The sequence below is a fragment of the Micromonospora humidisoli genome (genome assembly GCF_016900955.1).
Lineage (GTDB): Bacteria > Actinomycetota > Actinomycetes > Mycobacteriales > Micromonosporaceae > Micromonospora > Micromonospora wenchangensis.
Window position 1 is genome coordinate 198,879 of record NZ_JAFEUO010000001.1, and the last position, 25,965, is coordinate 224,843.

The window sequence follows — 25,965 nt, forward strand, 5'->3', positions numbered from 1 at the left end:
CAACGGTTGCCCCGGCGGGTGCGCCCGGGGGTGGATAGGGTCGTCGGGTGAACCGACTCGCCCAGGCCACCTCGCCGTACCTGCTCCAGCACGCCGACAACCCGGTCGACTGGTGGCCGTGGTGCGACGAGGCTTTCGCCGAGGCGAAACGGCGCGACGTCCCGGTGCTCATCTCGGTCGGCTACGCCGCCTGCCACTGGTGCCACGTGATGGCCCACGAGTCGTTCGAGGACGAGACGGTCGGCGCGCTGGTCAACGCCGGCTTCGTGGCGGTCAAGGTGGACCGTGAGGAACGGCCCGACGTCGACGCCGTCTACATGACCGCCACCCAGGCGATGACCGGCCAGGGCGGCTGGCCGATGACGGTCTTCGCCACCCCCGACGGCACTCCGTTCTTCTGCGGCACCTACTTCCCGAAGCCCAACTTCGTCCGGCTGCTGGAGTCGGTGGGCACCGCGTGGCGGGAGCAGCGGGAGGCCGTACTGCGGCAGGGCGTCGCGGTGGTCGAGGCGATCGGCGGCGCCCAGGCCGTCGGCGGCCCCACCGCCCCGCTCACCGCCGGACTGCTCGACGCCGCTGCCGACCAGCTCGCCACCGAGTACGACGAGACCAACGGCGGCTTCGGCGGCGCACCGAAGTTCCCGCCGCACATGAACCTGCTCTTCCTGCTCCGGCACCACCAACGGACCGGCTCGGCGCGCAGCCTGGAGATCGTCAGGCACACCGCCGAGGCGATGGCCCGGGGCGGCCTGAACGACCAGCTCGCCGGCGGGTTCGCCCGCTACTCGGTGGACGCCCACTGGACGGTGCCGCACTTCGAGAAGATGCTCTACGACAACGCCCTGCTGCTGCGGGTCTACACCCAGCTGTGGCGGCTCACCGGCGACCCGCTGGCCCGCCGGGTGGCCCGGGACACCGCCCGGTTCCTCGCCGATGAACTGCACCGCCCCGGCGGGGGTTTCGCCTCCGCGCTCGACGCCGACACCGACGGGGTGGAGGGCCTCACCTACGTCTGGACCCCGGCGCAGCTCGTCGAGGCGCTCGGCGAGGACGACGGCCGCTTCGCCGCCGACCTGTTCGACGTCACCGAGGTCGGCACCTTCGAACCCCGGCCCGCCGCCGGGTCGGACGACGCGGACGCGGCCGGGCACGGCACCGCCGGCACCAGCGTGCTGCGGCTGGCCCGGGACGTCGACGAGGCCGACCCGGAGGTCCGGGACCGCTGGCGCAGCGTGGTGGGCCGGCTGTTGGCCGCCCGGGACACCCGCCCCCAACCGGCCCGCGACGACAAGGTGGTGGCCGCCTGGAACGGGCTGGCGATCACCGCCCTCGTCGAGTTCCTCCAGGTCGTCGCGATCCGGGTGACCTCCGACGACGAGGACGCCAACCTGATGGACGGGATCGCCATCGTCGCCGACGGGGCGCTGCGCGACGCCGCCACCCACCTGGCCGACGTGCACCTGGTCGACGGCCGGCTGCGGCGGACCTCCCGCGACGGCGTCGTCGGCGAACCGGCCGGCGTGCTGGAGGACTACGGCTGCGTCGCCGAGGCGTTCTGCGCACTGCACCAGCTCACCGGCGAGGGACGCTGGCTGGAACTGGCCGGCGGCCTGCTCGACGTGGCGCTGGCCCGGTTCGCCGCTTCCGACGGCGGCTTCTACGACACCGCCGACGACGCCGAACGGCTGGTCGCCCGGCCGGCCGACCCGACCGACAACGCCACCCCGTCGGGCCGGTCGGCGATCGCGGCGGCGTTGACCGCGTACGCGGCGTTGAGCGGGGAGACCCGCTACCGGGAGGCGGCGGAGGCGGCCCTGTCCACGGTCGCGCCGATCGTCGGCCGGCACGCCCGGTTCACCGGGTACGCGGCCACCACCGGGGAGGCGCTGTTGTCCGGGCCGTACGAGATCGCGGTGGTCACCGACGACCCGGCCGGGGACCCGCTGGTCGCCGCCGCGCACCGGCACGCCCCACCCGGTGCGGTGGTGGTCGCCGGCCGGACCGACCAGCCCGGCGTGCCGCTGCTCGCCGACCGGCCGCTGCTCGACGGGCGGCCCACCGCGTACGTCTGCCGGGGGTTCGTCTGCCAGCGGCCGGTGACCTCGGTCGACGACCTGGTCGCCCAGCTCACCTGAGCCGGCCCGGCGGCCCCGGCTTCCGGCGGGCTCCGGCGTCGGCGGTCCTCGGCTTCCGGCGGTCCCCGGCCGGCTGGGCGGGTCCCCGGCTGGTGGGGGTCGCGTGGCCCGGTCCGACCGCCGGGGGTGGCCCTCGGGTCGGCCGGCGGGCCGACCCGGTTAGGCTGGCGGCGCTATGGACTCCCGTACCGGTCTGCCCGTCGTCGGCATGGTGGGTGGCGGCCAACTGGCCCGGATGACCCACCAGGCCGCCATCGCCCTCGGCCAGTCACTGCGCGTGCTGGCGCTCGCCCCCGACGACGGTGCCGCGCTCGTCGCCGCCGACGTGCAGTACGGCGACCATACCGACCTCGCCGCGCTGCGTACCTTCGCCAAGGGCTGCGACGTGGTCACGTTCGACCACGAGCACGTCCCGACCGAGCACATCCGCACCCTCGCCGCCGAGGGGGTGAAGCTGTTCCCGCCCGCCGACGCGTTGCTGCACGCCCAGGACAAGCGGGTGATGCGGGAACGGCTCGGCGCGCTCGGTGCCCCCAACCCGGCGTGGCGGCCGGTGGAGGACCCGGCGGACCTGCTCGCCTTCGGCGCGGAGCACGGCTGGCCGGTGGTGCTCAAGGCGGCGCGGGGCGGCTACGACGGGCGCGGCGTGTGGCTGGTCGCCGACGCCGAACAGGCCGCCGAGCTGGCCGCGACCCTGCTCGCCGGCGGCACCTCGCTGCTCGTCGAGGAACGGGTGCCGCTGCGCCGGGAACTGGCCGTGCAGGTGGCCCGCTCGCCGTTCGGGCAGGTCGCCGTCTATCCGGTGGTGGAGACCGTGCAGCGGGACGGGATCTGCGTCGAGGTGCTCGCCCCTGCGCCCGGCCTGGCGGAGGGACTGGCCGTCGCCGCCCAGCAGCTCGCCATCGACCTGGCCACCGCGCTGGGTGTGGTCGGCCTGCTGGCGGTGGAGCTGTTCCAGACCGACGCCGGCCTAGTCGTCAACGAGCTGGCGATGCGCCCGCACAACTCCGGGCACTGGACCATCGAGGGGGCCCGGACCTCCCAGTTCGAGCAGCACCTACGGGCGGTGCTCGACTACCCGATGGGGGACACCTCGCTGGCCGCCCCGGTGGTGGTGATGGCGAACGTGCTCGGCGGTGAGCCGGGCGGGATCTCCCTCGACGAGCGGCTGCACCATCTCTTCGCCGCCGAACCGGGCGCCCGGGTCCACCTGTACGGCAAGCAGGTCCGGCCCGGCCGCAAGATCGGGCACGTCACGGTGCTCGGCGACGACCTGGACGACGTACGGGCGCGGGCGGCGCGGGCCGCCCGCTGGCTGCGGGAGGGGCACGGGTGAGCACCGTCGGGCTGATCATGGGCAGCGACTCGGACTGGCCGGTGATGAAGGCCGCCGCCGCCACCCTGGACGAGTTCGACGTCCCGTACGAGGTGGCGGTGATCTCCGCGCACCGCACCCCGGTCAAGATGATCGAGTACGGCCGGGACGCCGCCGACCGGGGCCTCAAGGTGATCATCGCCGGGGCGGGCGGGGCCGCCGCGCTGCCCGGCATGGTCGCCTCGGTCACCCCGCTGCCGGTGATCGGGGTGCCGGTGCCGCTGAAGCACCTGGACGGGATGGACTCGCTGCTGTCCATCGTGCAGATGCCGGCGGGGATTCCGGTGGCCACCGTGTCGATCGGCAACGCCCGCAACGCCGGCCTGCTCGCGGTCCGCATCCTGGCCGCGACCGACCCGGCCCTACGCGCCCGGATGACCGCCTTCCAGGCCGACCTGGAGGACCTGGTGGCCGAGAAGGACGCCGCCCTCCGCGCCTCCCTGACCTGACCTTGCGGCGGGGCCGCCCGTCGGGGCGGGCTGCCCGCGCAATGGGGTCGATGTTGCGGTATCCGACCACGTCCGACCCCGCCGTGACCCTCCGATTCACCTCATGGAGCGCAGGGCGGTCTGCAGCCTGTCCTGGGCGCGGCGGCGACGTTCGTTGCTCGCCCCGAGCACCAGCAGGACCAGGCCGACCGGGATGAGCACCAGCCACGGGCCGAGGCTGAACAGGGCGTGCACCGCCGCGATCGCGGTCACCGCCGCGCCGACGATGACCGGGGCCTGCTGCCGGCTGGTCGAGCCGTACACCAGCACCGCTACCGCGCCGAGCAGCAGCAGCACCTGGCGCATCATGCTGGAGTCGGTGGCGAGCACGATCGCCAGCGTCGGCACGAACGCCGCGATCAACGCCGGGCCGTACGCCACCCAGCTCGACAGGTCGGGGCGGTCGCGTAGTTCGAGGATGCCGACCAGCAGGGCGAGCGCCGCGAACGGCAACGTGTACGCCTCGGGCAGCGCCACGTCGGCGACCCGCATCATGATCCACCAGGCGACGATCTCGCAGGCGACCACCGCCCAGAACAGGATCCGCCGCTCCACCGGTCGCCGCCCCGGTCGGACGGCGGCCACGCCCAGCACGGCACCCCAGGCGGCGAGCAGGGCGGCGATGTGCCGGGGCGAGTCGAACGCCAACGCCAGGGCGATGAGCGCGGCGGCGTACCCGCTCCACTCGACGGTGGCGGCCTCCCGGTACGCCTCGGGTCGCCGCAGCCGGGGCAGCGTCGCGGCGAAGACCTGCAACGCCGCGCCCACCGCGAGCACCCCGAACGCCGACCAGACGGCGGGGAAGCCGGCCACCAGACCGGCGGTGAGCACGAACAGCTGCGCCATCAGCGAGGCGAACAGCCAGCCGAGGATGCGGGCCCGCCCGGTGGTGCCGAAGAGCGCGGCGACCACCCCGACGCCGACCGCGCCACCCAGGGTGAACAGGGTCAACCCCCGGCTGGCCAGGCTGCCGGCGAGCCCCGCACCGCCACCGGCCAGCCCGATGACGAAGACCAGTACCCGGGCCAGCCGCAGCGACCGGGCCCGCTCCGCCAGCGGGGGCGGCGGGGTCAACGCGAGCCCCAGCATCGAGATGGTGAACACGGCGAGCGCGGCCAGGGCGTTCTGTGGCCACGCCAGGCCCAGCGCGATCGGGGTGATCAGCAGTGTCACCGCGAGACCGGGCAGCACCACCGGCACCGCCCGGGACCGGCGGCCACCGGCCAGACCGGTGGCGGCCAGCGCGGCGGTGCCGGTGAGCAGCAGAGCGGTGAGCACGTGCGTCGGGTCCACCAGCTCCGGTGGCGGGGTCCGCAACTGCGGCGGCGGCCCCTGCCAGACGTGGGCGAGCATCCGGTGCGGCTCGACCAGCGCCACGAACAGCAGCGGCGCGAGGGACACCACGGCCAACACGGTGGGCACGGCCGCGGCGGCCAGCGCCCCGGCGGCGGGATCGATCCGCCAGCGTCGCTGCGTACCGTCGTCGGGCAGCCGGCGCAGCGCACCGTCCAACAGGACCGCCCAGCGGCGTACCGGCTGGGCGGACCCGACCGGTGGCACGGTCGACGCCCGCACCAGTTCGGCGAGGACCCCGAGCAACGCCGCCGCGGCGGCGAACACCCCGGACGGCAGGTCGACGAAGATGGCGGCGACGGCACTGACGGTCGCCCCGCCGGCGACCGCCGCGCTCGCGTACGGCAGATACTGCGGGACCTGCCGGCGGACGGCGGCCACCGCGGCGAGCCCGAAGCTGGACGCGGCCAGCGCGGCGGTCAGCACCACCTGCGCACCGTGGCCGAACTCGGCGGCCAGCGCGGCGACCGCGCCGGGGAGCGCGAGCAGCGCGGCGGCGGTCGCCAGGCCGCCGATCTGCACCAGGTGCGGCGGCATCCCCTCGGTCTCGACGTCCTCGACCAGCGAGGGGGCCAGGGAACGGGCCATCGCCGCCACGGTCAGGCCGATCAGCGCGATGCCGCCCAGGGCGAGCGCGGTGGTCCACGGGCGCACCAGCCCGGCCCCGGCGGCGTGCAGCGCGACCACCCCGGCCACGGTGGCCCGGGACAACCCGGCGCGCGGGTCGGCGGAGGCCACCGCGGCGGTGCCGAAGGCGGTGGCGACGGCCAGCCCCACCAGTACGGGGGACCACCAGGGCAGGTCGAAGGCGGCCGGGAGGCCGACGGTGGCCAGTACCACGCCGACCCCGGCCACGTCGTACTTCCAGGGGGTGGGGAGCAGGATCGCGGCGGCCAGCGCGAGCAGCGCCAGCGCGACGGGGGCCTGCCAGGTCGAACCGCCGGTCGGCGCGGCCGGCCAGCCGGTGAGGTCACCGGCCCAGATCGGCCCCGGGGTGGCCAGCACGCCCACCCCGCCGCGCAGCGCCGACCAGCCGGCCAGCACCCCGATCAGGGCAGCGCCGACGGCGATGCCGAGCACCGGCCCGCGCCGCCACTCCTCGGGCATCGCCCGCGCGGCGACGGCGACCACCAGCACCAGCACGGCGGCGACCGCGAGCTGCCCGCCCGGCGAGATGACCGCCGTGATCCGGGCCAGGGTGGCGATCAGCGCCGTGGTGACGGCGGCAGCGGCCAGGTCGGCGCCGTCGAACGCCAGGTCCGAAGGGCGACGTGCGTCGATCCGGCCGGCGAAGAGCAGTAGCAGGGTGGCGATCAGGACCAGCCCGCCGAGCCAGGCGTCGGCGGCCGTGCGGCCCGGGGCGAAGAAGGCGGCCCCGATCACCGCCAGCGCACCCAGTCCGGTGCCGACGGCGTGCGGCAGGCTCAGGTGCCGCTGCGACACCTGCATCACCGCCGCGTAGCCGAGGGTGACGCAGACGGCGAGGAATCCCGCCGCCAGGATCGGCACCGTCAGCTCCCGCAGCACCGCCGGGGTGAGCACCGGCCCGGACGGCTCGGTGGCCGCGACGAACGCGGCGACCGCGCCGGGCAGCGCGAACGCCGCGCCGCCGGCCGCCCAGCCGGAGAGGACGTCGGCGGCGGCCGGGGCGATCCGTACCCTCGGCGCGAGCGCCACCAGTACGCCCGCCAGCATCAGCACCGCCAGGGCGGCGGCGGTCAGCGCCGGCCGGCTCAGCGCGGCACCGGCCCCGAGGAACCCGACCACGGTGGCGGCCCCGGCGTGCACCACGGCCGCCCGGGTGGTGGCCGCCCAGAGCCCGGCGACGCCGATCGCGACCGCCGCCAGCACCATCGGCCAGGGTGCCGCCGCCCAGCCCAGGCTCAGCGAGGCGGGCACCGCCAGCGCGGTCAACCCCGCGCCGACCACCGCGAACTCGCGGCGGATCTCCGGCGGCAGGGCGAGCACCGCCGCGATGGTGAGCAGCAGGGCGCTGGCGGCGAGCTGCCCGGCGGCCGGGCCGGCCGCCGCGGCCACCTCGCCGGGGAACGCGGCCAGGTCGGCCCGCCAGGCGGGCAGCGCCGCCTCGACCGGTGCCAGCCCGGCCCGCAGCGCGCCGCCGGCCACCACCAGGCCGCTGACGGTCAGCGCCGCGGCGGAGGCGAGCTGCGGACCCCGCCGGGCGGCTTCCGGTACGGCCCGCACGGCCAGCCCGGTCAGCGTGATCACCGCGGCGATCAGCAGCAGCGCCCGGCCCGGGAAGGCCACCGAGGCGATCCGGCCCAGCGCGCCGATCACGGCCAGGGTGAGGATGCCGGCACCCAGGTCGGGCAACGGCGGTCGGCGCAGCAGCAGGGTGCCGGCCAGGCCCACCGCCGCGGCCAGCAGCAGCGCCGCGCCGGCAGCGGTGGCCGCCGGTACGGTCTGCGCCCGCAGCAGCGCGGTGACCGCGTACGCCAGGGCGAGGGCCACCGCCACCCCGTGCAGCAGCCAGGTCGTCTGGGGCAGCCACGGCACCGGCCGGGGGGCACCGCCCCGGGGGGCCGTCGTGCCGTCGAGCACCTCGCCCGACTCCTCGGGTGCCCCCTCCGGCCGTCCGTCCGGGGCGACCCGCTGCCGGGGCGGCCCCGAGGGCCGGTCGGCGGTGGACTCCGGCGGGGCCTGCCGTTCCCGCATGATGCCGGAGCGGACCAGCGCGAGGTCGAGCACGGCCACCACGGTGAACACCACCGCCCAGCCGGTCGGGCCGCTGATCCACCCGTAGACGAGCAACGGCACCACGGGTTGGGCGGCCAGCACCGCCGCGAACCGGGGTGCCCGCAGGCCGGTGCCCACCGCGTAGGCGAGGGCGACGCCTGTGGTCAGCGCGAAGATCACGCCGGAGAAGACGGCCCCGGACGCGCCGATCCGGTCCACCGCCCACAGCGCGTACCCGGCCAGCGGCACCAGCAGCAGGCCGACCGTCGAGATCGTCTCGGCGGTGGAGGTCAGCCCCCGGCGGGCCAGCACCGGCGGGGCGAGCAGCAGCAGGACGGTGGCGACCAGCAGGATGCCGAGCCGGGCGAGGGCGTCCATCGAGCTGGTCGCGACGGCGGCGAAGACCACCGCGGCGACGGCCAGCACCAGCGCACCCAGCCCGAGCGGGATGTTCTGCACCTCCCGGGAGGACGCCTCGGCCGGGTGTTCCGGGTTGTCCGCGCCCAGCCAGGTGGCGGTCCGGTACGGCGGTGGGAGCGGTGGTTCGTCGGGGCCGTCCGGCCCGGCGGGGGCACCCTGCCGGGGCACCCGGGGCGGCGCACCGGTGGTGGCGGTGGGGGGCCGCCGGTCCGCCTTGCGGCGTAGCACCCGGCGCGGCCGGGTGGCCTGCTTGACGCGTTCCTCACCGGCGTGGGCGAGGATGTCCCGCTGGAAGAGGGCGGCCTGCATCTTGGCGGCGATCTGCCGCTGCTCCCGGGCGATCTCGGCGTCGCGGGCCTTCATCTCGGCGATGGAACGTTCGATCTCGGCGAGGTGTTCGCGCCACTGCGGTTGCTCGGCCCCGCAGTTGGGGCAGCGGGCCGCCGGCTTGATCTGCCGCCCGCACGAGGAGCACTGGAAGCTCTCCACGACATCCCTCCACCCGGCCGGACGCACTGTGGACGCCGCCCCCACGCAGCATGCCCTGAGCGGGCGTGGATTTCGACACCTGCCGCTCCGTTAGGGGTACAAAAAAGCGCCGGCGCGGGGAGGATCGCCTCCCGCGCCGGCGCGTCGCGGTGTCGTCAGGGGCGGCCCATACCCCGGTACTCCCAGCCGGCCTGTGTCCACAGTGCCGCGTCGAGGCAGTTGCGGCCGTCGACGACCTTGCGCCCGGCGGCCAGCTCACCGAGGGCGACCGGGTCGGCGTTGCGGAAGTCGGCCCACTCGGTGAGTACGCAGACCAGGTCGGCCCCGGAGACGGCGTCGTTCATGCTGGACTCGTAGACCAGCTCGGGGGCGACCCGGCGGGCGTTCCCGGTGCCCTGGGGGTCGTACACGTGCACGTCGGCGCCGGCCTTGGCGAGCAGCGCGGCGACGGCGAGGGCCGGGGCGTCGCGGACGTCGTCGGTGTTGGGTTTGAAGGTCGCGCCGAGCACCGCGATCCGGGTGCCGGAGAAGTCCGGGCCGGCCGGGCCGGAGCGGCGGCCGAGCAGGTCGGCGGCGAGCTGGAGCACCCGGGTACGGCGACGCAGGTTGATCAGGTCGACCTCGTGCAGGAAGCGCAGCGCCTCACCCGCGCCCAGCTCCTGGGCGCGGGCCTGGAAGGCGCGGATGTCCTTGGGCAGGCACGCGCCGCCGAAGCCGAGTCCGGCCTGGAGGAACCGGTTGCCGATCCGGGGGTCGTAGCCGATGGCGCGGGCGAGCTGGGTGACGTCGCCGCCGCTGGCCTCGCAGACCTCGGCCATCGCGTTGATGAAGGAGATCTTGGTGGCCAGGAAGGCGTTCGCGGCGACCTTGACCAGTTCGGCGGTGGCGAAGTCGGTGATCACCAGCGGGACCTCCCGGTCCTCGGTGGCGGCCAGGTCGAAGACGCCCTTGTGGGCGGCGTAGAGCATGGCGTTGGCCCACTCGGTCTTGACGCCGACCACGATCCGGTTGGGGCGCAGCACGTCGTCGACGGCGAAGCCCTCCTGGAGGAACTCGGGGCTCCAGGCCACCTCGACGCCCAGGTCGTCCGGGGTGTGCTTGCCGACGAGCTGCTCCACCCACTCGGCGGTGCCGACCGGCACGGTGGACTTGCCGACGATCAGCGCCTTGCGGGTCAGCTGCTGGGCCAGGGCGGTCACCGAGGCTTCGACGTACGACAGGTCGGCGCCCATGCCGTCGGCCCGCTGCGGGGTGCCGACGCAGATGAAGTGCACGTCGCCGAACTCGGCGGTCTCGGCGATGTCGGTCGAGAACCGCAGCCGGCCGGCGGCCAGGTTGCGCCGCAGCAGCTCGTCGAGACCCGGTTCGTGGATCGGCACCTCGCCCGCGTTCAGCTTGGCGATCTTGTCGGCGTCGACGTCGAAGCCGAGCACCTCGTAGCCCAGTTCGGCGTAGCAGATGGCGTACGTCGCGCCGAGGTAGCCGGTGCCCAGGAACGTCACCCGGGGACGCGGCGCACCCGAGGGGGGCGTCACCGGGGAGATGGTCGGCGCCGGCTGGATGTTCGGGTACGGGATCGTCACGCCTGTCTTCTCCGCTCGCACTGGCGGCGCTTCACTGCGTCGCAATCGGCTGCGGCGCCTGGCCGGGCACCGATGGAAAACCTGTCGTTCGGTCAGCGTAGTTGTGCGCTGTCGACGCCTGCCCGGCACGATCCTACCGGCCGGTAACGTGGTGGGGAGCCACGATGGCTATCCTTCAGTCTGCGGCAGTCGGCGGCCTGGAGACGGCACACAGACTGCGCATGATAGCGGTGAAAGGGGAGGGCCGACATGGCCGCAGAACAGACGTTCGACGTCTACCGGTTGCCCGAGGAGCACGAGGCGGTCCGCGAGGCGGTCCGCGAGGTCTGTGCCGCCAAGGTGGCCCCGTACGCCGCCGAGGCCGACGAGACGGGGGAGTTCCCCACGTCGTCGTACGACGCGCTGCGCGCCGCCGACTTCCACGCCCCGCACATCCCCGTCGAGTACGGCGGTGCGGGCGCGGACGCCCTGGCCACCGCGATCGTCATCGAGGAGGTGGCCCGTGCCTGCGCCTCGTCGTCGTTGATCCCGGCGGTGAACAAGCTGGGCACGATGCCGCTGCTGTTGGCGGGGTCGGAGGAGTTGAAGCGGCGTTATCTGACGCCGGTGGCGGCGGGTGAGGCGATGTTCTCGTACTGCCTGTCGGAGCCCGAGGCCGGCAGCGACGCGGCATCGATGACCACCAAAGCAGTCCGCGACGGCGACCACTGGATCCTCAACGGCGTCAAACGATGGATCACCAACGCCGGCGTCTCACAGTTCTACACCGTGTTCGCCGTCACCGACCCCACCGCCCGCTCCCGCGGCATCTCCGCCTTCGTCGTCGACAAGTCCGACCCCGGCGTCAGCTTCGGCGCACCCGAGAAGAAACTCGGCATCAAAGGCTCCCCCACCCGCGAGGTCTACCTCGACAACGTCCGCATCCCCGCCGACCGCATCATCGGCGACCCCGGCACCGGCTTCACCACCGCCATGCGCACCCTCGACCACACCCGGGTCACCATCGCCGCCCAAGCCGTCGGCATCGCCCAGGGCGCCCTGGACTACGCCAAGGGCTACATCCGCGAACGCAAACAGTTCGGCAAACCGGTCGCCGAGTTCCAGGGCATCCAGTTCATGCTCGCCGACATGGGCATGAAGCTGGAGGCGGCACGGCAGTTGACCTACGCGGCGGCCGGGAAGTCCGAGCGTGGCGACGCGGACCTCACCTACTTCGGGGCGGCCGCGAAGTGCTTCGCCTCCGACGCCGCGATGGAGATCACCACCGACGCCGTCCAACTCCTCGGCGGCTACGGCTACACCCGCGACTACCCCGTCGAACGCATGATGCGCGACGCCAAGATCACCCAAATCTACGAAGGCACCAACCAGGTCCAACGCATCGTCATGGCCCGCCAACTCCTCAAGGACTGACGGGCAGACGCGTCACTCCTCCGTTGCGCAGGCGTCGGCGTCTGGCTGAAGCCGGGCCGTCCCGGGGCTCTTCCGGTCCGGACGCCTGCCGCGCCGTCGGTCGCGACTGACGGTGACCGGGCCTTGATCATCGTGGTGCGGGTGGGCCGGTCCGACCGGCCCACCCGGCGGCGTCAACGGTTGTCGGTGCTGTTCTCCGGCTTCGCGCCGTAGCGCGGCGGCGCGGACCACGGCGACTCGCTGCTGGTCCGTCGGGGCAGCGGCTCGGTGGGGGTGTCCAGATCGGGGTAGCCCAGGGTCAGCGGGGCGGTGTCCGGCTCGCTGCGGGCCGGTGGGGGTGGCGGCCAGTCGCTCGTGGCGAAGCTGGGCGGCGGCGGAGTGTCGTCGTCCGCCGGGGCCGGTTCCAGACCGGTCGCCGGCTGCGGCCAGCGCCGCCACCGCTGGGCGCTGAACACGGCCACCAGCAGCAGCAGACCGACCAGGAACAGAGTGCCGTCCTGCACCGGCTGGCGCAGCGGCAGCGGATCGCCGAGCACCTTCCAGTCGTCGGGAATCCGGTCGAGCACGGTGAACGGAGCGATGAACATCCCGACGTACGGGGTGACCAGCAGCAGCCCGGCGACGAGCGGGCCGACCGGCGAGGTGCGCAGGGTGCCGACCAGGCCCAGCAGGATGCCGGCGACGCCGAGGTAGACGGCCGGCTCGATCAGGTTGGCCGTGTTGTACGTGCCGATCTCCACCCAGCGGTCCACGGTCCGGCCCGACCCGTCCTGCCCGAGAGTGATCAACACCCACGTGACGGGTGCCACCACCAACCCGGCGAGGAAGCTCCAGAGATGTCGCATTGGCGCACCGTACCGTTTCTGCCATGACCGAGCACCCCACCACCCCTGCCGGCAAGCCGACGTCGTACTCCCGGGTCACGCTGAGTCGCATCATGACCGCTGTCGATGTCAATCTGTACGGAACCGTGCACGGTGGGGTGTTGATGAAGTTCGTCGACGACGTGGCCGGCGCGGCGGCGGCCCGGCACAGCGGCGGTACGGCGGTGACCGCCTCCATCGACGAGATCGTCTTCTCCGAGCCCGTCCGGGTAGGTGACCTGGTGCACGCCCACGCCCAGGTCAACTGGACCGGCAACACCTCGATGGAGGTGGGCGTGAAGGTGATCGCCGAGCGGTGGGACTCGGCCGAGGACGAACCGGTCCGGGTGGCCACCGCGTACCTCGTGTTCGTCGGCGTGGACGTGGGCGGCGCGCCCCGGATGGTCCGCCCGGTGCTCCCGGAGACCGCCGAGGACGAGCGCCGTTACAAGGAGGCCGAGATCCGCCGCGCCCACCGCCTCGCCAAACGCCGCGCCATCCAAGCCCACCGCGCCTCCTGACCCCCGCTCCCGTCCAGTCACCGGCCCTCTCGCTCTGCCCCGCTCTCCTCCCCGCCCCCCGCCCTCCTTCCCCCCGCCTCGCCTCGCCGCCCGCCCGCCCCTGCCCCCGCCCGGTGATCAAGAGGTTTGCGTCAATCTCAGCCCGGAGACTGACGCAAACCTCTTGATCACCGGGGCGAGGGCTGTTGATCAAGAGGTTTGCGTCAACTTTGGGCTGAAGGCTGACTCGAATCTCTTGATCACCGAACCCGGCCCGAGTTCCGCCCGAGCCCGGCCCGAGTTCCGCCCGAGCCCGGCCCGAGTTCCGCCCGAGCCCGGTCGCAGTTCCGCCCGAGCCCGGCACCCGGGGGGAACCCGACCTGGCGTCAGTCCGAGCCAGCCCTCGGGCCCGGCCCAGATCGGGGACGGCCCAGCCCCGACCCCAGCCGAGTCCGGCCCGAGTCCGGCCCGAGATCGGGAGGGGGCTGTGTGTGCAGGTGGGGACGGATTGTGTGCGCGGGGCACGTTTCCGTGTCGGGCCCCGGTGTGGATGATGGCGCTGCGAGGTAGGCAAGATGGCGGCATGGCCGGGCACAGTGCCGTGTGGGGCCTCAGGGAGGGTGGAGCGGTGGGTGACGTGCTGTGGACGCCGCCGGCGGACGTACGCGAACGGTCCCGGATCGGTGGCTACCTGCGGTGGCTACGGGAGCACCGGGGGCTGGACTTCGCCGACTACGACGCGCTGTGGCAGTGGTCGGTCACCGACCTGGATGCCTTCTGGCGCTCGATCTGGGACCACTTCGAGGTGGTGTCGCACACCCCGCCGACGGCGACACTGGGCGACGCGACGATGCCCGGTGCCAGATGGTTCCCCGGCGCGATGCTCAACTACGCCGAGAACGTGCTGCGGATGCCCGGCCGCGCCGATGACGACCCGGTGGTGGTCGCCCACTCCCAGACCCGTCCGCCGGTCACCCTGACCGTTGCCGAACTGCGCGAGCAGGTCCGTCGGGTGGCGGCCGGGCTGCGTCGGCTCGGCGTCGTGGCCGGGGACCGGGTGGCGGCGTACGCGCCGAACGTTCCCGAGACGTACGTGCTTCTGCTGGCGACCAGCAGCCTGGGGGCGATCTTCTCGTCCTGCGCCCCGGAGTTCGGCACCCGTAGTGTCGTCGACCGCTGGCAGCAGATCGCCCCGAAGGTCCTGGTGGCCGTGGACGGCTACCGGTACGGCGACAAGCCGGTCGACCGGCGGGCCGAGGTGGCCGCCATCCGGGCTGCCCTGCCGTCGCTGACCCACACCGTCACCATTGCCTACCTGCACCCGACCGCCTCCGACGGTTCCGCCCCGGTCGGCCCCGGCGGCTCGGCCCCGGTCGGCCCCGACGGTTCCGCCCCGGTAGGTTCCGCCGGCCCTGCTCCGACCGCCCCCGACGGTGCTGCCCCGGCAGCCGTGCTGCCCGGCGGACCAGCCGACGGGCAGCCGGTCGCCTCGGGCGGCGTACCGCAGAGCAGCCTGAGCTGGGCCGAGCTGGCGGCGGAGACGACCGAGGGGTTGACCTTCACCCCGGTCCCGTTCGACCACCCGCTCTACGTGCTCTACTCCTCGGGCACCACCGGCCTGCCGAAGCCGATCGTGCACGGCCACGGCGGCATCCTGTTGGAACACCTCAAGATGCTGGCCCTGCACCATGATCTCGGCCCGGCCGACCGGTTCTTCTGGTTCACCACCACCGGCTGGATGATGTGGAACTTCCTGGTCTCCGGGCCGGCCGTCGGGGCGACGATCGTGCTGTTCGACGGCAACCCCGGCCACCCCGACCTGGGCGCGCTGTGGCGGCTGGCCGAGGAGACCGATACCACGTACTTCGGGACGTCCGCGCCGTTCCTGCTGGCCTGCCGCAAGTCCGGCCTGGTGCCGAAGGACGTCGCCGACCTGTCCGCGCTGCGCGGGGTCGGCTCCACCGGCGCGCCGCTGCCCGCCGAGGGCTTCACCTGGGTGTACGACACGGTCGGCACCGACCTCCAGCTCCAGTCGCTGTCCGGTGGGACGGACGTCTGCACGGGCTTCGTCGGCGGGGTGCCGCTGCTGCCGGTGTACGCCGGTGAGATCACCTGCCGGGCGCTCGGTGCGAAGGTGGAGGCCCGCTCGTCCGACGGCACCCCGGTCCTCGGCGAACTGGGCGAGTTGGTGATCACCGCGCCGATGCCGAGCATGCCTGTGGGGTTCTGGAACGACCCGGACGGCAGCCGTTACGCCGAGGCGTACTTCGACGTCTATCCCGGGGTGTGGCGGCACGGTGACTGGATCACCATCAACGAGCGGGGCGGCTGCGTGATCACCGGCCGCTCCGACGCCACCCTCAACCGGGGCGGCGTACGGCTCGGCACGGCCGAGTTCTACTCGGTGGTGGAGGGCCTCGACGAGGTGGTCGACTCGGTCGTGGTGCACCTGGAGGACGACGAGGGCGGTGCGGGGGAGCTGCTGCTTTTCGTGGTGCTCGCCGAGGGCCTGGAACTCGACGACACGCTCCGCCGCAAGATCGCCCGCGAGCTGCGTACGGCCCTGTCGCCCCGGCACATTCCCGACGAGATCCACCAGGTCAGGGCGGTACCGCGCACCCTGTCGTCCAAGAAGCTGGAGGTGCCGGTCAAGAAGATCCTCACCGGCACCCCGGTGGAGTCGGCCGCCGCGAAGGGTGCCCTGGCCAACCCGGAGTCGCTGACCGCCTTCGCCGCCTTCGCCCAGACCCGCCCCACCCCGTAACCCCACCCTGTCTCCCATCCCCACCGGCCCCGCCCGATCCCCCCGGCCGCCGCGGTGATCAAGAGCTTCGCGTCACCCCACTGCCAATTCCTGACGCAAACCTCTTGATCACCGCACCGCAGCCTGCCCCCACCCCGTGATCAAGAGCCTCGCGTCACCCCACCCGCCATCCTTGACGCATACCTCTTGATCAACGCGCCCCAGCGCTGTCAAAGCCTGGCGATCAAGAGGTTTGCGTCAACCGACCGCGAACAGATGACGCAAACCTCTTGATCACCGGGGCTGTGCCAGTCGGGGCAGGGCAGGGCGGGGCGGGGGCGACAGGGCGGGGGCGCGCGACTGGGGTCAGGTCAGGGTTTGGGTGGTGCGTTCGGTGTCGGCGCGGGTGGCGAGGCGGGACCGGTCGGCATTGCCGGTCAGCACGATCGTGGCCCGGCGGAGCAGGGGAGCGAGCAGCCAGTCGCGCGGGTCGGGGTGGACCGCCGCGTCGACGAGCAGCCGGGCACCGGGGGAGATGCCGAGGGCCGTGGCGCGGGCGTCCGCCTCGGCCAGCAGGTCCGCGTCGGCCGGACCACCCTGGGTGGACGGCGTGAAGTGGTCACCCTGGGTGCGTACCTCGACCACGTAGTCGGCGAACCCGGCGGGGACCTCCCGCAGCGGGGCGGCGAACGGGGCGAGCGCCAGCGCGTAGCGGTCGCCGGCCGGCCAGGCGTCCACCTCGGCCACCCGGTCGGCGGCGGCGAAGAGCACGTCCACCGCACCCGGTTCGTCACGCACCGTCAACCCGGCGGACCAGCAGCCGAGCAGCACCGCGGCGGTCTGCCAGTGCGGTGGCAGCAGCACCCCGGCCGGATCGCCGGGGCTGCGGGCCAGCTCGTCGACAAGCAGGTTGGCGGTCTTGGCCACCCAGTTCGCCAGGGTCGCGCCGGAGAGTTCGGTGCGTTCCCCGGTGGCGTCGTCGTACCAGGTCAGCAGGGGGCGGGCGGGGTCGGCCGCGATCGCGGCGGCGAACACCCGGGCAATGTTGTCGGCCATCGGCGCGAACGATACGCCCCTGCCGTCCGTATCCGATGGCGATGACAAGTCGGCGTACGGTCGGGTCGGAGTCAGCGTCCGCGCCGGGCTCCGGCGTAGGCTTGCCCGGAGTGTTGTTCCCCACAGACCCGCCACTGCAAGGAGTCGCCCCGTGACCGCCGGTCGCCCGCCCCGCGTGCTCATCGACGCCACGAGTGTCCCCGCCGACCGAGGCGGCGTCGGTAGATACGTCGATGGTCTGCTCGGCGCCCTCGGCACAGTGTGCGGGGAGACGGTCGACCTGGTCGTGGTGAGCCTGCGCACCGACCTGGAGCGTTACACCCGGATGCTGCCCGGGGCCGAGGTGATCCCCGCTCCGGCCGCGGTTGCCCACCGTCCGGCCCGGCTCGCCTGGGAGCAGACCGGCCTGCCGCTGCTCGCCCAGCAGGTCGGCGCCGAGGTGCTGCACTCGCCGTTCTACACCTGCCCGCTGCGGGCCGGCTGCCCGGTCACGGTGACCGTGCACGATGCGACGTTCTTCACCGAGCCGGAGCACTACGACAAGTCTCGCCGGACGTTCTTCCGCAGCGCGATCAAGACGTCGCTGCGCCGGGCCAGCCGGGTGATCGTGCCGAGCAAGGCCACCCGCGACGAGTTGATCCGGCTGCTCGACGCCGACCCGACCCGGATCGACGTGGCCTACCACGGGGTCGACCAGCAGGCGTTCCACGCCCCGGGCGAGGAGGAGAAGGCCCGGGTGCGGGCCCGGCTCGGGCTCGGCGGCAGCAGCTACGTCGCCTTCCTCGGCGCCAAGGAGCCGCGCAAGAACGTACCCAATCTGATCCGGGGCTGGGCGCGGGCGGTGACCGACCGGGAGGACCCGCCGGCCCTGGTGGTCGCCGGCGGCCAGGGGCACGACGACGACATCGACCGCGCGGTGGCCGAGGTCCCTTCGCACCTGCGGCTGCTGCGACCCGGCTACCTGCGCTACGCCGACCTGCCCGGTTTCCTCGGCGGTGCGTTGGTCGCCGCCTACCCGTCGTACGGTGAGGGGTTCGGCCTGCCGATCCTGGAGGCGATGGCCTGCGCCGCGCCGGTGCTCACCACGCCCCGGCTGTCGCTGCCCGAGGTGGGCGGTGACGCGGTCGCCTACACCAGCGAGGACCCGGACCAGATCGCCACCGACCTGGCCGCCCTGCTCGACGACGAGCAGCGCCGGTTGTCCCTGGCCAAGGCCGGTTTCGACCGGGCCAAGGAGTTCACCTGGGCGTCCAGCGCCGAGGTGCACATCGCCGCGTGGAGCCGGGCCCGTTCCTGAGTGGTCGCTGACGGTACGGCCGAGCCGCCATCCGACCTGGGACGGTTCGGGCATGATGTGCTGATGCTCTACGCCGTCATCCCGGCGGGTGGCAGCGGCACGAGGTTGTGGCCGCTGTCCCGCGCGGGGCACCCCAAGTTCCTCCACCCGCTCACCGGCACCGACGCGTCGCTGCTCCAGGCGACCGTCGACCGGCTGACGCCGCTGACCACACCGGAGCGTGTCCTGGTGGTCACCGGCGTCGCCCACGCGGCGGCGGTGGCCCGGCAACTGCGCGGGGTGCCCGAGGAGAACATCCTGGTGGAGCCGTCCCCCCGGGACTCCTGCGCGGCGATCGCGCTGGCGGCGGCGGTGATCGCCAGGCGCGACGGGTCGGCGGTGATGGGTTCGTTCGCCGCCGACCACCTGATCCGGGATCCGGCCGCCTGGGTGCGGACCGTCCGGGCGGCGGTGCAGGGGGCCGAGCAGGGTCTGCTGATGACGGTGGGGATCACCCCGACCCGGGCCGAGACCGGCTACGGCTACCTGGAGACCGGGGAGCCGACCGGGGACGGCCCGCTACGCCCGGTGACCGAGTTCAAGGAGAAGCCGGCCGCGCCGGTCGCCGAGGCGTACCTGCGTTCGGGCCGGCACCTCTGGAACGCCAGCATGTTCGTCTGGCGGGTGGACGTCTTCCTCGCCGAGCTGGCCCGCCAGCAGCCGGACCTGCACGCCGGCGTGACCGCGATCGCCGCGGCCTGGGGCGGCCCCGAGCAGGACGACGTCCTCGGCACGGTCTGGCCGACCCTGCCGAAGATCTCCGTCGACTACGCGGTGATGGAGGGCGCGGCCACCGCCGGCCGGGTCGCCACCGTGCCTGGCGACTTCGGCTGGAACGACGTCGGTGACTTCCACACCCTCGGCGAGGTGCTGCCGGCCGACCCGGACGGCAACGTGGTGCTGGGGGCCGACGCCAAGCCGGGGGTGCTGCTGCACGACGCCCACGACCTGGTGGTGGTGCCGCAGTCGGGTCGGCTGGTGGCCGCCGTCGGAGTCCGTGACCTGATCGTGGTGGACACCCCCGACGCGGTGCTGGTGTGCCCGCGTGACCGGGCGCAGGACGTCAAGGCCCTGGTCGACGAGCTGAAGGCCCGGGGCGAGGACGGGCTGGTCTGAACCACCGCATGTCCTGACCCCGCCCGGCGGCACCCGCCGACCGCCGGGCGGGTTGGCCCCGGGCGGGGGCGGAGCGCGGTCAGCGGCGCGACCCCTGAACGCTGCCACGGGGCCGGTGGACGCGGTCAGCGGAGCCGGGCGGCGGCGCGGTCACCGGCTCCGGCGGGCGTGGGCGGCCAGGGCCGGCGCGACCAGCTGGGCGGTCCCTCCGGCCAGCGGCTCCGGCAGCCGACCGGTCGGGAACCAGCCGAGCGCCTCCGACTCGTCGCTGACCTGCCCGACCGCACCCGGTGGGGCGAAGACCGCGAACCGGACGTCGTGGTGCAGCGAGCCGCCCTGGCAGCGCACCGGGTGGATGTCCACGTCGATCGGTACCGGGTCGATGACCAGCCCGGGGATGCCCGACTCCTCGGTGGCCTCGCGTAACGCCGCCCCGGCCAGCGTCTCGTCGCCCGGTTCGCAGTGCCCGCCCAACTGCACCCAGCGGTGCAGCTTCCCGTGCAGGCAGAGCAGCACCCGCTCACCGGCGGCGTCGAGGATCAGCGCGCTCGCGGTGAGGTGACCCGGCAGGTGGTGGCGGGTCAGCGCGGCCGGACCGTCGGCGAGCAGGTCGAGGGTGCGGTCGCGGGCCCCGGCGGCGGCCGGCCCGGTCGGCGTCCACCCGGTCAGCACCGCCACCGCGTCCGCGTGCAGCGCCCCGTTTCCGCCGGCGCCGTCCGGCCCGCCGGGGTGGGGCGGGGTGGTCGTGGCGGCCGGGGGACGGGTGGGGAAGGCGTCGGGCATTCCGACACTCTACGAGCGCGCGATCCGTACCCTGGCGCGGTGAACCTGAGACTTCTGGAGTTCGTGGTCGCCGGTAACGAGGCCAGCGACCTGTTGCCGGTCCGCTCCCGGTCCCTGCTGCGGGCACACGACGCGGTACGTGGCTTCTGGACGGTGCTCGACGAGGGCCCTGTGGAACACTGCCTGGCCCTGCTGCTGGAACGTACCGACGGCGAGTGGGTCGCCCACCACGTGCCGGCCGACGCCGGGGTCGAGAACGGCCGCACCGAGGACGGCGAGGCGCTCGCCGCACACGACGGCTGGGTGTACGTCTTCGGGTCGCACTTCGGTTCCAAGGCCGGCCCGCTGCGCCCCCGCCGGGCGTTCGTGGCCCGCTTCCGCGAGGACGACGCGGCGACCGGGACGCTGCCGGTGCAGGTGGTCCGGAACCGGTTCCGGGTGCACCGGGCGGTCAACGACGCGCTGGTGAAGGCGGCGTTCACCCCGTTGCCGCCGGGTGACCGGGTGCGCCAGCGGTTCATCGGGGAGACCGTCGCCCGGGGCACCGCGCGGGCCAAGTCCTGGGTACGCCGGCTGGCCGACGACGACCTGCCGCTGAACGTGGAGGCGGCGGCGTTCACCGCGCAGGGGACGGTGCTGCTCGGGCTGCGCTTCCCGGTGACCGTGGACGGGGAACCGGTCCTGGTCGAGCTGGCCGGGGTGCCGGAGATGTTCACCCCGGGCGGCAGCTGGCCGCGCGCCGGCCGGGCGTACGTGCTGACCGGGGTGACGCCGCCCGGCGCGCTGGTCGGCTTCCGCGCGGTCACCCCGACGGCCGACGGCGGGTACGCGGCGGTGGTCGGCTCGATCGACGCGCTGGGCAAGGGTTCGGTGCTGCTGGACGACCACCCCACGGGCGGTGAGGTCACCTCGCGGCACGTCCGGTTCCGGTGGGAGCCGACCGACGACGGCCGGATCGCCGGCGAGGTGGCGGCCGAGCTGACGCCGTTCCGGAACGTCGAGGGGGTGGCCGAGATGGACGGACGCAGCTTCTATGTCACCGACGAGGACCACCGGGTGGCGCTCTGGATCGGTTGACCCCGCCCACCGGAGGGGGACGGTGGGGCCCGGGTGACACCTCTGCGGAACCAGGGCCGCAGACCCTCGTGGTGCCTCCCGGGCACCACCGTGGTGGGCCCCGGCCCGCCCGACCGGCAGCGGGAAGAACCCCGCGTGTCGTACCGGGCAGTAGGAGCATGCCAACCGGCGGGACGGGCGTCGAGGTCTTTCAGTCCACGCTTAAAAGTGGAGATAAGTGCCGCCCGGTACAGTTCAGTGGGTCGGCGGGCCTCCCCCTGCCCCGCCCCAGGAGTGCCCCATGCTGACCATCCACTTCTCCCGGGAGGACATCCTCCGGACCCGGGTGGCCCCCGCCGCCGACCCGGTCTGGGAGTTGGTCCTCAGCCTGCACCTGCTCCAGGGGCGGACCCGCGACCCGCTGATGGCGCACTGGCGTCGGGGGGTCGCCGCCGGGCTGCGCCGGGACACCGCCGCCGACCAGTTCCGTCTGCTGTTCGCGCTGAACCCGCCCCGGGGCTACTTTCCCGACTTCCTCACCCCCTACCAGAGCCTCGACGGTTTCGAGGCGGGCCTGGACGCCGTCCGGTCCACCCCGACCGAGCTGTTGCGTCGCGATCTGAACCTGCTGGCCGAGGCGAACCTGCTGCCGTCCTCGGCCGCCGCGCTCGCCCGGGGTGAGCCGGAGGTGCTGCGCCACCTGACCGAGTCGATGACGCAGTACCGGTCGGTGGCGATCGACCCGTACTGGCAGCGGATCCGGGCCGCCGTGGAGGCCGACCGCGCGGTCCGGGCCCGGGCGTTGCTCGACGGTGGCGCGGAGGGGCTGCTGGCCAGCCTGCGGCCGGGCATGCGCTGGGACTCCGGTGTGCTCCAGGTGGTGGACTATCCGAGCCGGCGGGAGTTGCACCTGGACGGTCGGGGGCTGCTGCTGGTGCCGTCGTTCTTCTGCGCCCGTACCCCGGTCGCGCTGCTCGACCCGGCGCTGCCGCCGGTGCTGGTCTACCCGGCCGACCGGCTCGGCGGACTGGACCCGGCACCGGGGGAGGGCGGCCGGCCCGCCGGGGGCGGCGGCCGGGAGGCGCTGGCGGCGTTGCTCGGCCGCACCCGGGCGGCGGTGCTCGAAGCCAGCGACGACGGCGCGACCACCGGCGAGGTGGCCCGCCGGCTGCACATCTCGGCCGCCGCGGCCAGTCAGCACACCGCCGTGCTGCGCAACGCCGGGCTGCTGGTCAGCCGCCGGGACCGCAACACGGTCCTGCACACCCTGACCCCCCTCGGCCGGGCCATGCTCGACGCGTGACCGGCCCGTCGGGCGGCGCAACGGGGCGGAAGTTGCGGCATCCCGTGCGGGGGATACCGCAACGTCGACGACCGCGTGTCGATCGCCCCCGGTCCGGCCGGCGCGGTGGCCGTCCCGACGACGGCGGGAGCCGGCCGGTCAGAGGGCCAGGCAGGCGCTGGCGATGCTGCCCGTCGGCGGGGGCAGCAGGGTGGACGGGACCCCCTCGGCGGCCAGCGCGATCCGCAGCCGGTGCAGGTCGGCGCCGAAGCGCACCAGGTCGGGCTGGTCGACCGGGGTGGGTGCCGCGCCGAGCACCAGTCCGGTGGCCCCGGCCGGCCATCCGTCGACGCTCGCGGCGAGGCCGGAACGTACCTCGTCGTCGGTGACGTGGGTGAACGTGGTGCCGGGGGCGACCACCTCGGCCACCGCGGCGATCGCCCGGTCGACGGCCGCCGGGTCGGCCGGTGCCTCGCCGCGACCGTCGGCCAGCGTCGCGGCGGCGTGCAACCCGGCCGCCGTCGCCTCGGCGGTGCCGAGGGAGAACAGGTCCAGCGCACTCTCCCGCACCAGGGCGGCGGCCCCGACCCCGTCGTCGGCCAGTCGGACCGCCGGCCGGTCGTCCCGACCGCCGCCGTCGGCCGGCGACGACGACGGCAGGTAGCCACGGACCACCGCCACCGGCACCTGGTCGCACTTGCCCTTGATCAACTCGCCCGCGCCGGCCAGTTCGTCGACCACCGCCATCTGGGTCAGTTGCAGCTCGTTGCCGTACGGGTCGACCTCACCCCGGTGGTCCCGGATCGCGGGCATCCCGGCGACCCCGAGCGCCACGTCGGTCAGCCCGTTGCGCCACGGCCGTCCCATCGTGTCGCTGATGATCACCGCTACGTCGATCCGGTAGCGGTCCCGCAGGGCGGCGCGCAGCGCCCGCGCCGAGGCGTCCGGGTCGACCGGGAGGAGCACCAGCCGGGTCTTGTCGACGTTCGACGCGTCGATCCCGGCGGAGGCCATCACGAAACCGTGGTGGGTCTGCACGATCCGGGTCGCCCCCCGGGTCGCCACCACCCGGGCGGTCTCGGCGGCCAGCACCTCGTCCCGGGCGGCGAGCCGTTCCGGCCCGTCGGCCGGCACGTCCACCAGCCGCCCCTCGGCCTTCGACACGATCTTGCTGGTGACCACCAGCACGTCACCGTCGCGCAGCCACGGCGCGGCGGTGCCGATCAGCACCGCCAGATCGTCACCCTCGGTCACGTCGCCGATGCCGGGCACCGGCAGGATCTCCAGTCTCACACCAGCTCCATCGCGGCCCGGACCATCGCCGTGGTCGCCGCCTCGTCGGTCATCCGCAGCGGGACCGCGCGGACGGTCACCCCGGGCACCGCCACCCCGTCGTCCTCCGGCGCGACCAGCCAGCCGTCGAGCAGGCCACCCTCGCTGCGCCCACCGTAGAGCCGGCCCACCCCTGCCGCGCTGCACTCGACGTCGAGCACCTCCAGGCAGCGGTCGGCCATCCCGCGTACCGGTGCGCCGCCGATGATCGGGGACACCCCGACGACCGGGGCGGGGCCGCTGGCGACCGCGTCGCGCAGCCCGGGGACCGCCAGCACCGGCGCGATGCTCACCACCGGGTTGCTCGGCGCGACCAGCACCACGTCGGCGGCGGCCAGCGCCTCGGTCACCCCGGGGGCCGGCTTGGCGCTGTCCGCGCCGACGAAGACGAACCGGTCGGTGGGCACGCCCGCCCGGTACCGGACCCACCACTCCTGGAAGTGGATGGCCCGCCGCTCGCCGTCCAGGTCGACCACCGCGTGCGTCTCCAGCCGGTCGTCGGTGGCCGGCAGCAGCCGTACGCCGGGCTGCCAGCGCGCGGTCAGCGCCTCGGTGACCTGCGACAGCGGATAACCTGCATTGATCATGGTGGTGCGCACCAGATGGGTGGCGACGTCCTTGTCACCGAGGGAGAACCAGCCCGGCTCGGCCCCGTACGCCGCCAGCTCCTGCTTGATCGTCCAGCTCTCGCCGACCCGCCCCCACCCGCGTTCCGGGTCGGCGCCCCCGCCGAGGGTGTAGAGGACGCTGTCCAGGTCGGGGCAGACCTTGAGGCCGTGCAGGTAGAGGTCGTCGCCGACGTTGACCACGGCGGTCACCTCGGCGCCCACCTCGCGGGCGTACGCCCGGACGCCGAGCAGGAATCGGGCACCCCCGATCCCGCCGGTCAGAACCACGATGCGCATGCCGTCCATCCTCCCGTACGGGACGTGTCCCGCCGTCGGGCGGCCCGGGAGACTAGGCTCACGTCGGCCTCTGTCCGTTTCGCCCCGAGGGAGAGTTCGTGACCAGCCCCGCCGAGCCCGCGTCGCACGACGCGTCGCGGGCCCGCCAGATCACCGCACCCCTGCGCGAACTCGCCGCGCTCGTCCTGCTCGGCGCGAACGCCGTGCTGCTCTTCGTCGGGTTCGTCCGGCTGCTCGTACCGACATCGGACTACAGCACCTTCTCGGGGCGGGCGGGCAGCGAGTTCTTCGCCTTCGTCGGCGTCGAGTCGACGGTGCTGCCGCTGCTGGCCGTGCTGCTGGTCACCCACCTCGCGCCGGTGTCCGGCCGGGCCCGGCAGTTCACCCAGGTCGCCATCGGCGAGTACGCCTTCGCCGCCCTGTTCGGCGTGTTGACCTTCCTGATCTGGCTGGTCGGCCGGCTGGCCGAGGCGGAGGTGCTGGACGCCCTGCTCGGCATGCTGACCCGGGCCGCCTGGTTCGCGCTGTTCGGGGTGGCCGCCTTCGTGGTCTACCGGATCTGGCGCACCCTCTACCACGTGCCGAAGCCGAAGCCGCAGCCCGGCGTCTACGGGCAGCCCCAGCCCGGCTGGGGACAGCCGCAGGGCGGTTACCCGGCCGCCGGCTACCCGGGTCAGCCCGGCACCGGGCAGTACGGCCACCCCGGCTTCGCCCCGCCCCCGCAGTCGGCTCCGCCGTTCGGCACCCCCCAGTCGGCCCCGCCGTTCGGTGCGCCCCAGTCGGCCCCGCCGGCCGGTGCCGCGCCGCAGTCGGCTCCGCCGTTCGGCACGCCGCAGTCCGCCCCGCCGTTCGGTGCCCCGCAGTCCGGCCAGCCGGTGGCCCCGCCGTTCGGGCAGCCCCCGTCGGCCGACCCGACCCAGGCGATCCCGCGGCAGCCGGGCGAGCCGACCACCGGTCCGGCGGACAGCGACGGCGACCGTACCCGGACCTTCCGCCCCGACGACCCGAACGCCCCGCACTGAGCCGTCCCGGCCGGGTCT

The 25,965-nt window shown here is 74.2% G+C and carries 18 protein-coding genes; 11 read left to right on the forward strand and 7 right to left on the reverse strand.

Annotation, left to right across the window (positions count from 1 at the left end; all coding sequences use genetic code 11):
• Positions 1 to 47: 47 nt before the first annotated feature.
• The 3 genes from JQN84_RS00870 to purE all read left to right on the forward strand — a co-directional run bounded on the left by JQN84_RS00870 (position 48) and on the right by purE (position 3,959).
• Complete coding sequence (locus JQN84_RS00870) at positions 48 to 2,135, forward strand: thioredoxin domain-containing protein (RefSeq protein WP_204956506.1); 2,088 nt, start codon at positions 48 to 50, stop codon at positions 2,133 to 2,135.
• A gap of 175 nt (positions 2,136 to 2,310) precedes the next feature.
• Positions 2,311 to 3,471, forward strand: a complete 1,161-nt coding sequence (locus JQN84_RS00875; RefSeq protein WP_204956507.1) for a 5-(carboxyamino)imidazole ribonucleotide synthase — start codon at positions 2,311 to 2,313, stop codon at positions 3,469 to 3,471.
• A complete protein-coding gene (purE, locus tag JQN84_RS00880; RefSeq protein ID WP_204956508.1) occupies positions 3,468 to 3,959 on the forward strand; it encodes a 5-(carboxyamino)imidazole ribonucleotide mutase in 492 nt (163 codons plus the stop codon). The genes JQN84_RS00875 and purE overlap by 4 nt, the downstream gene beginning before the upstream one ends.
• 96 nt (positions 3,960 to 4,055) lie before the next feature.
• Here the strand turns inward: purE and JQN84_RS00885 are convergent, their stop codons facing one another.
• Together JQN84_RS00885 and JQN84_RS00890 are read right to left on the reverse strand one after the other, a co-directional pair.
• Positions 4,056 to 8,957 (reverse strand): SCO7613 C-terminal domain-containing membrane protein, encoded by a 4,902-nt coding sequence (locus JQN84_RS00885; RefSeq protein ID WP_204956509.1) that lies wholly within the window; start codon positions 8,955 to 8,957, stop codon positions 4,056 to 4,058.
• A 155-nt stretch (positions 8,958 to 9,112) separates the two neighbouring features.
• Complete coding sequence (locus JQN84_RS00890) at positions 9,113 to 10,540, reverse strand: UDP-glucose dehydrogenase family protein (protein WP_204956510.1); 1,428 nt, start codon at positions 10,538 to 10,540, stop codon at positions 9,113 to 9,115.
• Between the two features lie 249 nt (positions 10,541 to 10,789).
• Between JQN84_RS00890 and JQN84_RS00895 the strand changes: the two genes are divergently transcribed.
• Positions 10,790 to 11,953 carry an acyl-CoA dehydrogenase family protein gene (locus JQN84_RS00895; protein WP_204956511.1) on the forward strand — a complete coding sequence of 388 codons (1,164 nt, stop codon included), beginning with the start codon at positions 10,790 to 10,792 and terminating at the stop codon, positions 11,951 to 11,953.
• A 173-nt stretch (positions 11,954 to 12,126) separates the two neighbouring features.
• Here JQN84_RS00895 and JQN84_RS00900 read toward each other — a convergent pair whose 3' ends face one another.
• Positions 12,127 to 12,798: a hypothetical protein gene (locus JQN84_RS00900; RefSeq protein WP_204956512.1), complete on the reverse strand. Its 672-nt coding sequence runs from the start codon at positions 12,796 to 12,798 to the stop codon at positions 12,127 to 12,129.
• Between the two features lie 23 nt (positions 12,799 to 12,821).
• Here JQN84_RS00900 and JQN84_RS00905 point away from each other — a divergent pair, with 23 nt between their 5' ends.
• Together JQN84_RS00905 and JQN84_RS00910 are read left to right on the forward strand one after the other, a co-directional pair.
• Positions 12,822 to 13,337 (forward strand): acyl-CoA thioesterase, encoded by a 516-nt coding sequence (locus JQN84_RS00905; RefSeq protein WP_204956513.1) that lies wholly within the window; start codon positions 12,822 to 12,824, stop codon positions 13,335 to 13,337.
• A 607-nt stretch (positions 13,338 to 13,944) separates the two neighbouring features.
• The gene (locus tag JQN84_RS00910; RefSeq protein WP_204956514.1) at positions 13,945 to 16,080 is read left to right on the forward strand and encodes an acetoacetate--CoA ligase; all 2,136 of its coding nucleotides are present in this window, start codon (positions 13,945 to 13,947) and stop codon (positions 16,078 to 16,080) included.
• 345 nt (positions 16,081 to 16,425) lie between these two features.
• On the opposite strand, the gene JQN84_RS00915 is transcribed toward JQN84_RS00910, so the two are convergent.
• Positions 16,426 to 17,115: a TIGR03089 family protein gene (locus JQN84_RS00915; RefSeq protein WP_204956515.1), complete on the reverse strand. Its 690-nt coding sequence runs from the start codon at positions 17,113 to 17,115 to the stop codon at positions 16,426 to 16,428.
• Positions 17,116 to 17,266: 151 nt separating this feature from the next.
• Between JQN84_RS00915 and JQN84_RS00920 the strand changes: the two genes are divergently transcribed.
• The gene (locus tag JQN84_RS00920) at positions 17,267 to 18,412 is read left to right on the forward strand and encodes a glycosyltransferase family 4 protein (RefSeq protein WP_204956516.1); all 1,146 of its coding nucleotides are present in this window, start codon (positions 17,267 to 17,269) and stop codon (positions 18,410 to 18,412) included.
• Between the two features lie 63 nt (positions 18,413 to 18,475).
• A complete protein-coding gene (locus tag JQN84_RS00925; protein ID WP_204956517.1) occupies positions 18,476 to 19,567 on the forward strand; it encodes a mannose-1-phosphate guanylyltransferase in 1,092 nt (363 codons plus the stop codon).
• 150 nt (positions 19,568 to 19,717) lie between these two features.
• On the opposite strand, the gene JQN84_RS00930 is transcribed toward JQN84_RS00925, so the two are convergent.
• Positions 19,718 to 20,350, reverse strand: a complete 633-nt coding sequence (locus JQN84_RS00930; RefSeq protein ID WP_204956518.1) for an NUDIX hydrolase — start codon at positions 20,348 to 20,350, stop codon at positions 19,718 to 19,720.
• 39 nt (positions 20,351 to 20,389) lie between these two features.
• Here JQN84_RS00930 and JQN84_RS00935 point away from each other — a divergent pair, with 39 nt between their 5' ends.
• The gene (locus JQN84_RS00935; RefSeq protein WP_204956519.1) at positions 20,390 to 21,427 is read left to right on the forward strand and encodes a hypothetical protein; all 1,038 of its coding nucleotides are present in this window, start codon (positions 20,390 to 20,392) and stop codon (positions 21,425 to 21,427) included.
• Positions 21,428 to 21,707: 280 nt separating this feature from the next.
• Positions 21,708 to 22,709, forward strand: coding sequence for an ArsR/SmtB family transcription factor (locus tag JQN84_RS00940; protein WP_204956520.1), 1,002 nt, complete (start codon positions 21,708 to 21,710; stop codon positions 22,707 to 22,709).
• Between the two features lie 138 nt (positions 22,710 to 22,847).
• Here JQN84_RS00940 and JQN84_RS00945 read toward each other — a convergent pair whose 3' ends face one another.
• Both JQN84_RS00945 and cofD read right to left on the reverse strand, forming a co-directional pair.
• Positions 22,848 to 23,981, reverse strand: a complete 1,134-nt coding sequence (locus JQN84_RS00945) for a coenzyme F420-0:L-glutamate ligase (RefSeq protein ID WP_204956521.1) — start codon at positions 23,979 to 23,981, stop codon at positions 22,848 to 22,850.
• Complete coding sequence (gene cofD, locus JQN84_RS00950) at positions 23,978 to 24,925, reverse strand: 2-phospho-L-lactate transferase (protein WP_204956522.1); 948 nt, start codon at positions 24,923 to 24,925, stop codon at positions 23,978 to 23,980. Before cofD ends, JQN84_RS00945 begins: the two co-directional genes overlap by 4 nt.
• A 98-nt stretch (positions 24,926 to 25,023) precedes the next feature.
• Here cofD and JQN84_RS00955 point away from each other — a divergent pair, with 98 nt between their 5' ends.
• Positions 25,024 to 25,947 carry a hypothetical protein gene (locus tag JQN84_RS00955; protein WP_204956523.1) on the forward strand — a complete coding sequence of 308 codons (924 nt, stop codon included), beginning with the start codon at positions 25,024 to 25,026 and terminating at the stop codon, positions 25,945 to 25,947.
• Positions 25,948 to 25,965 lie beyond the last annotated feature (18 nt).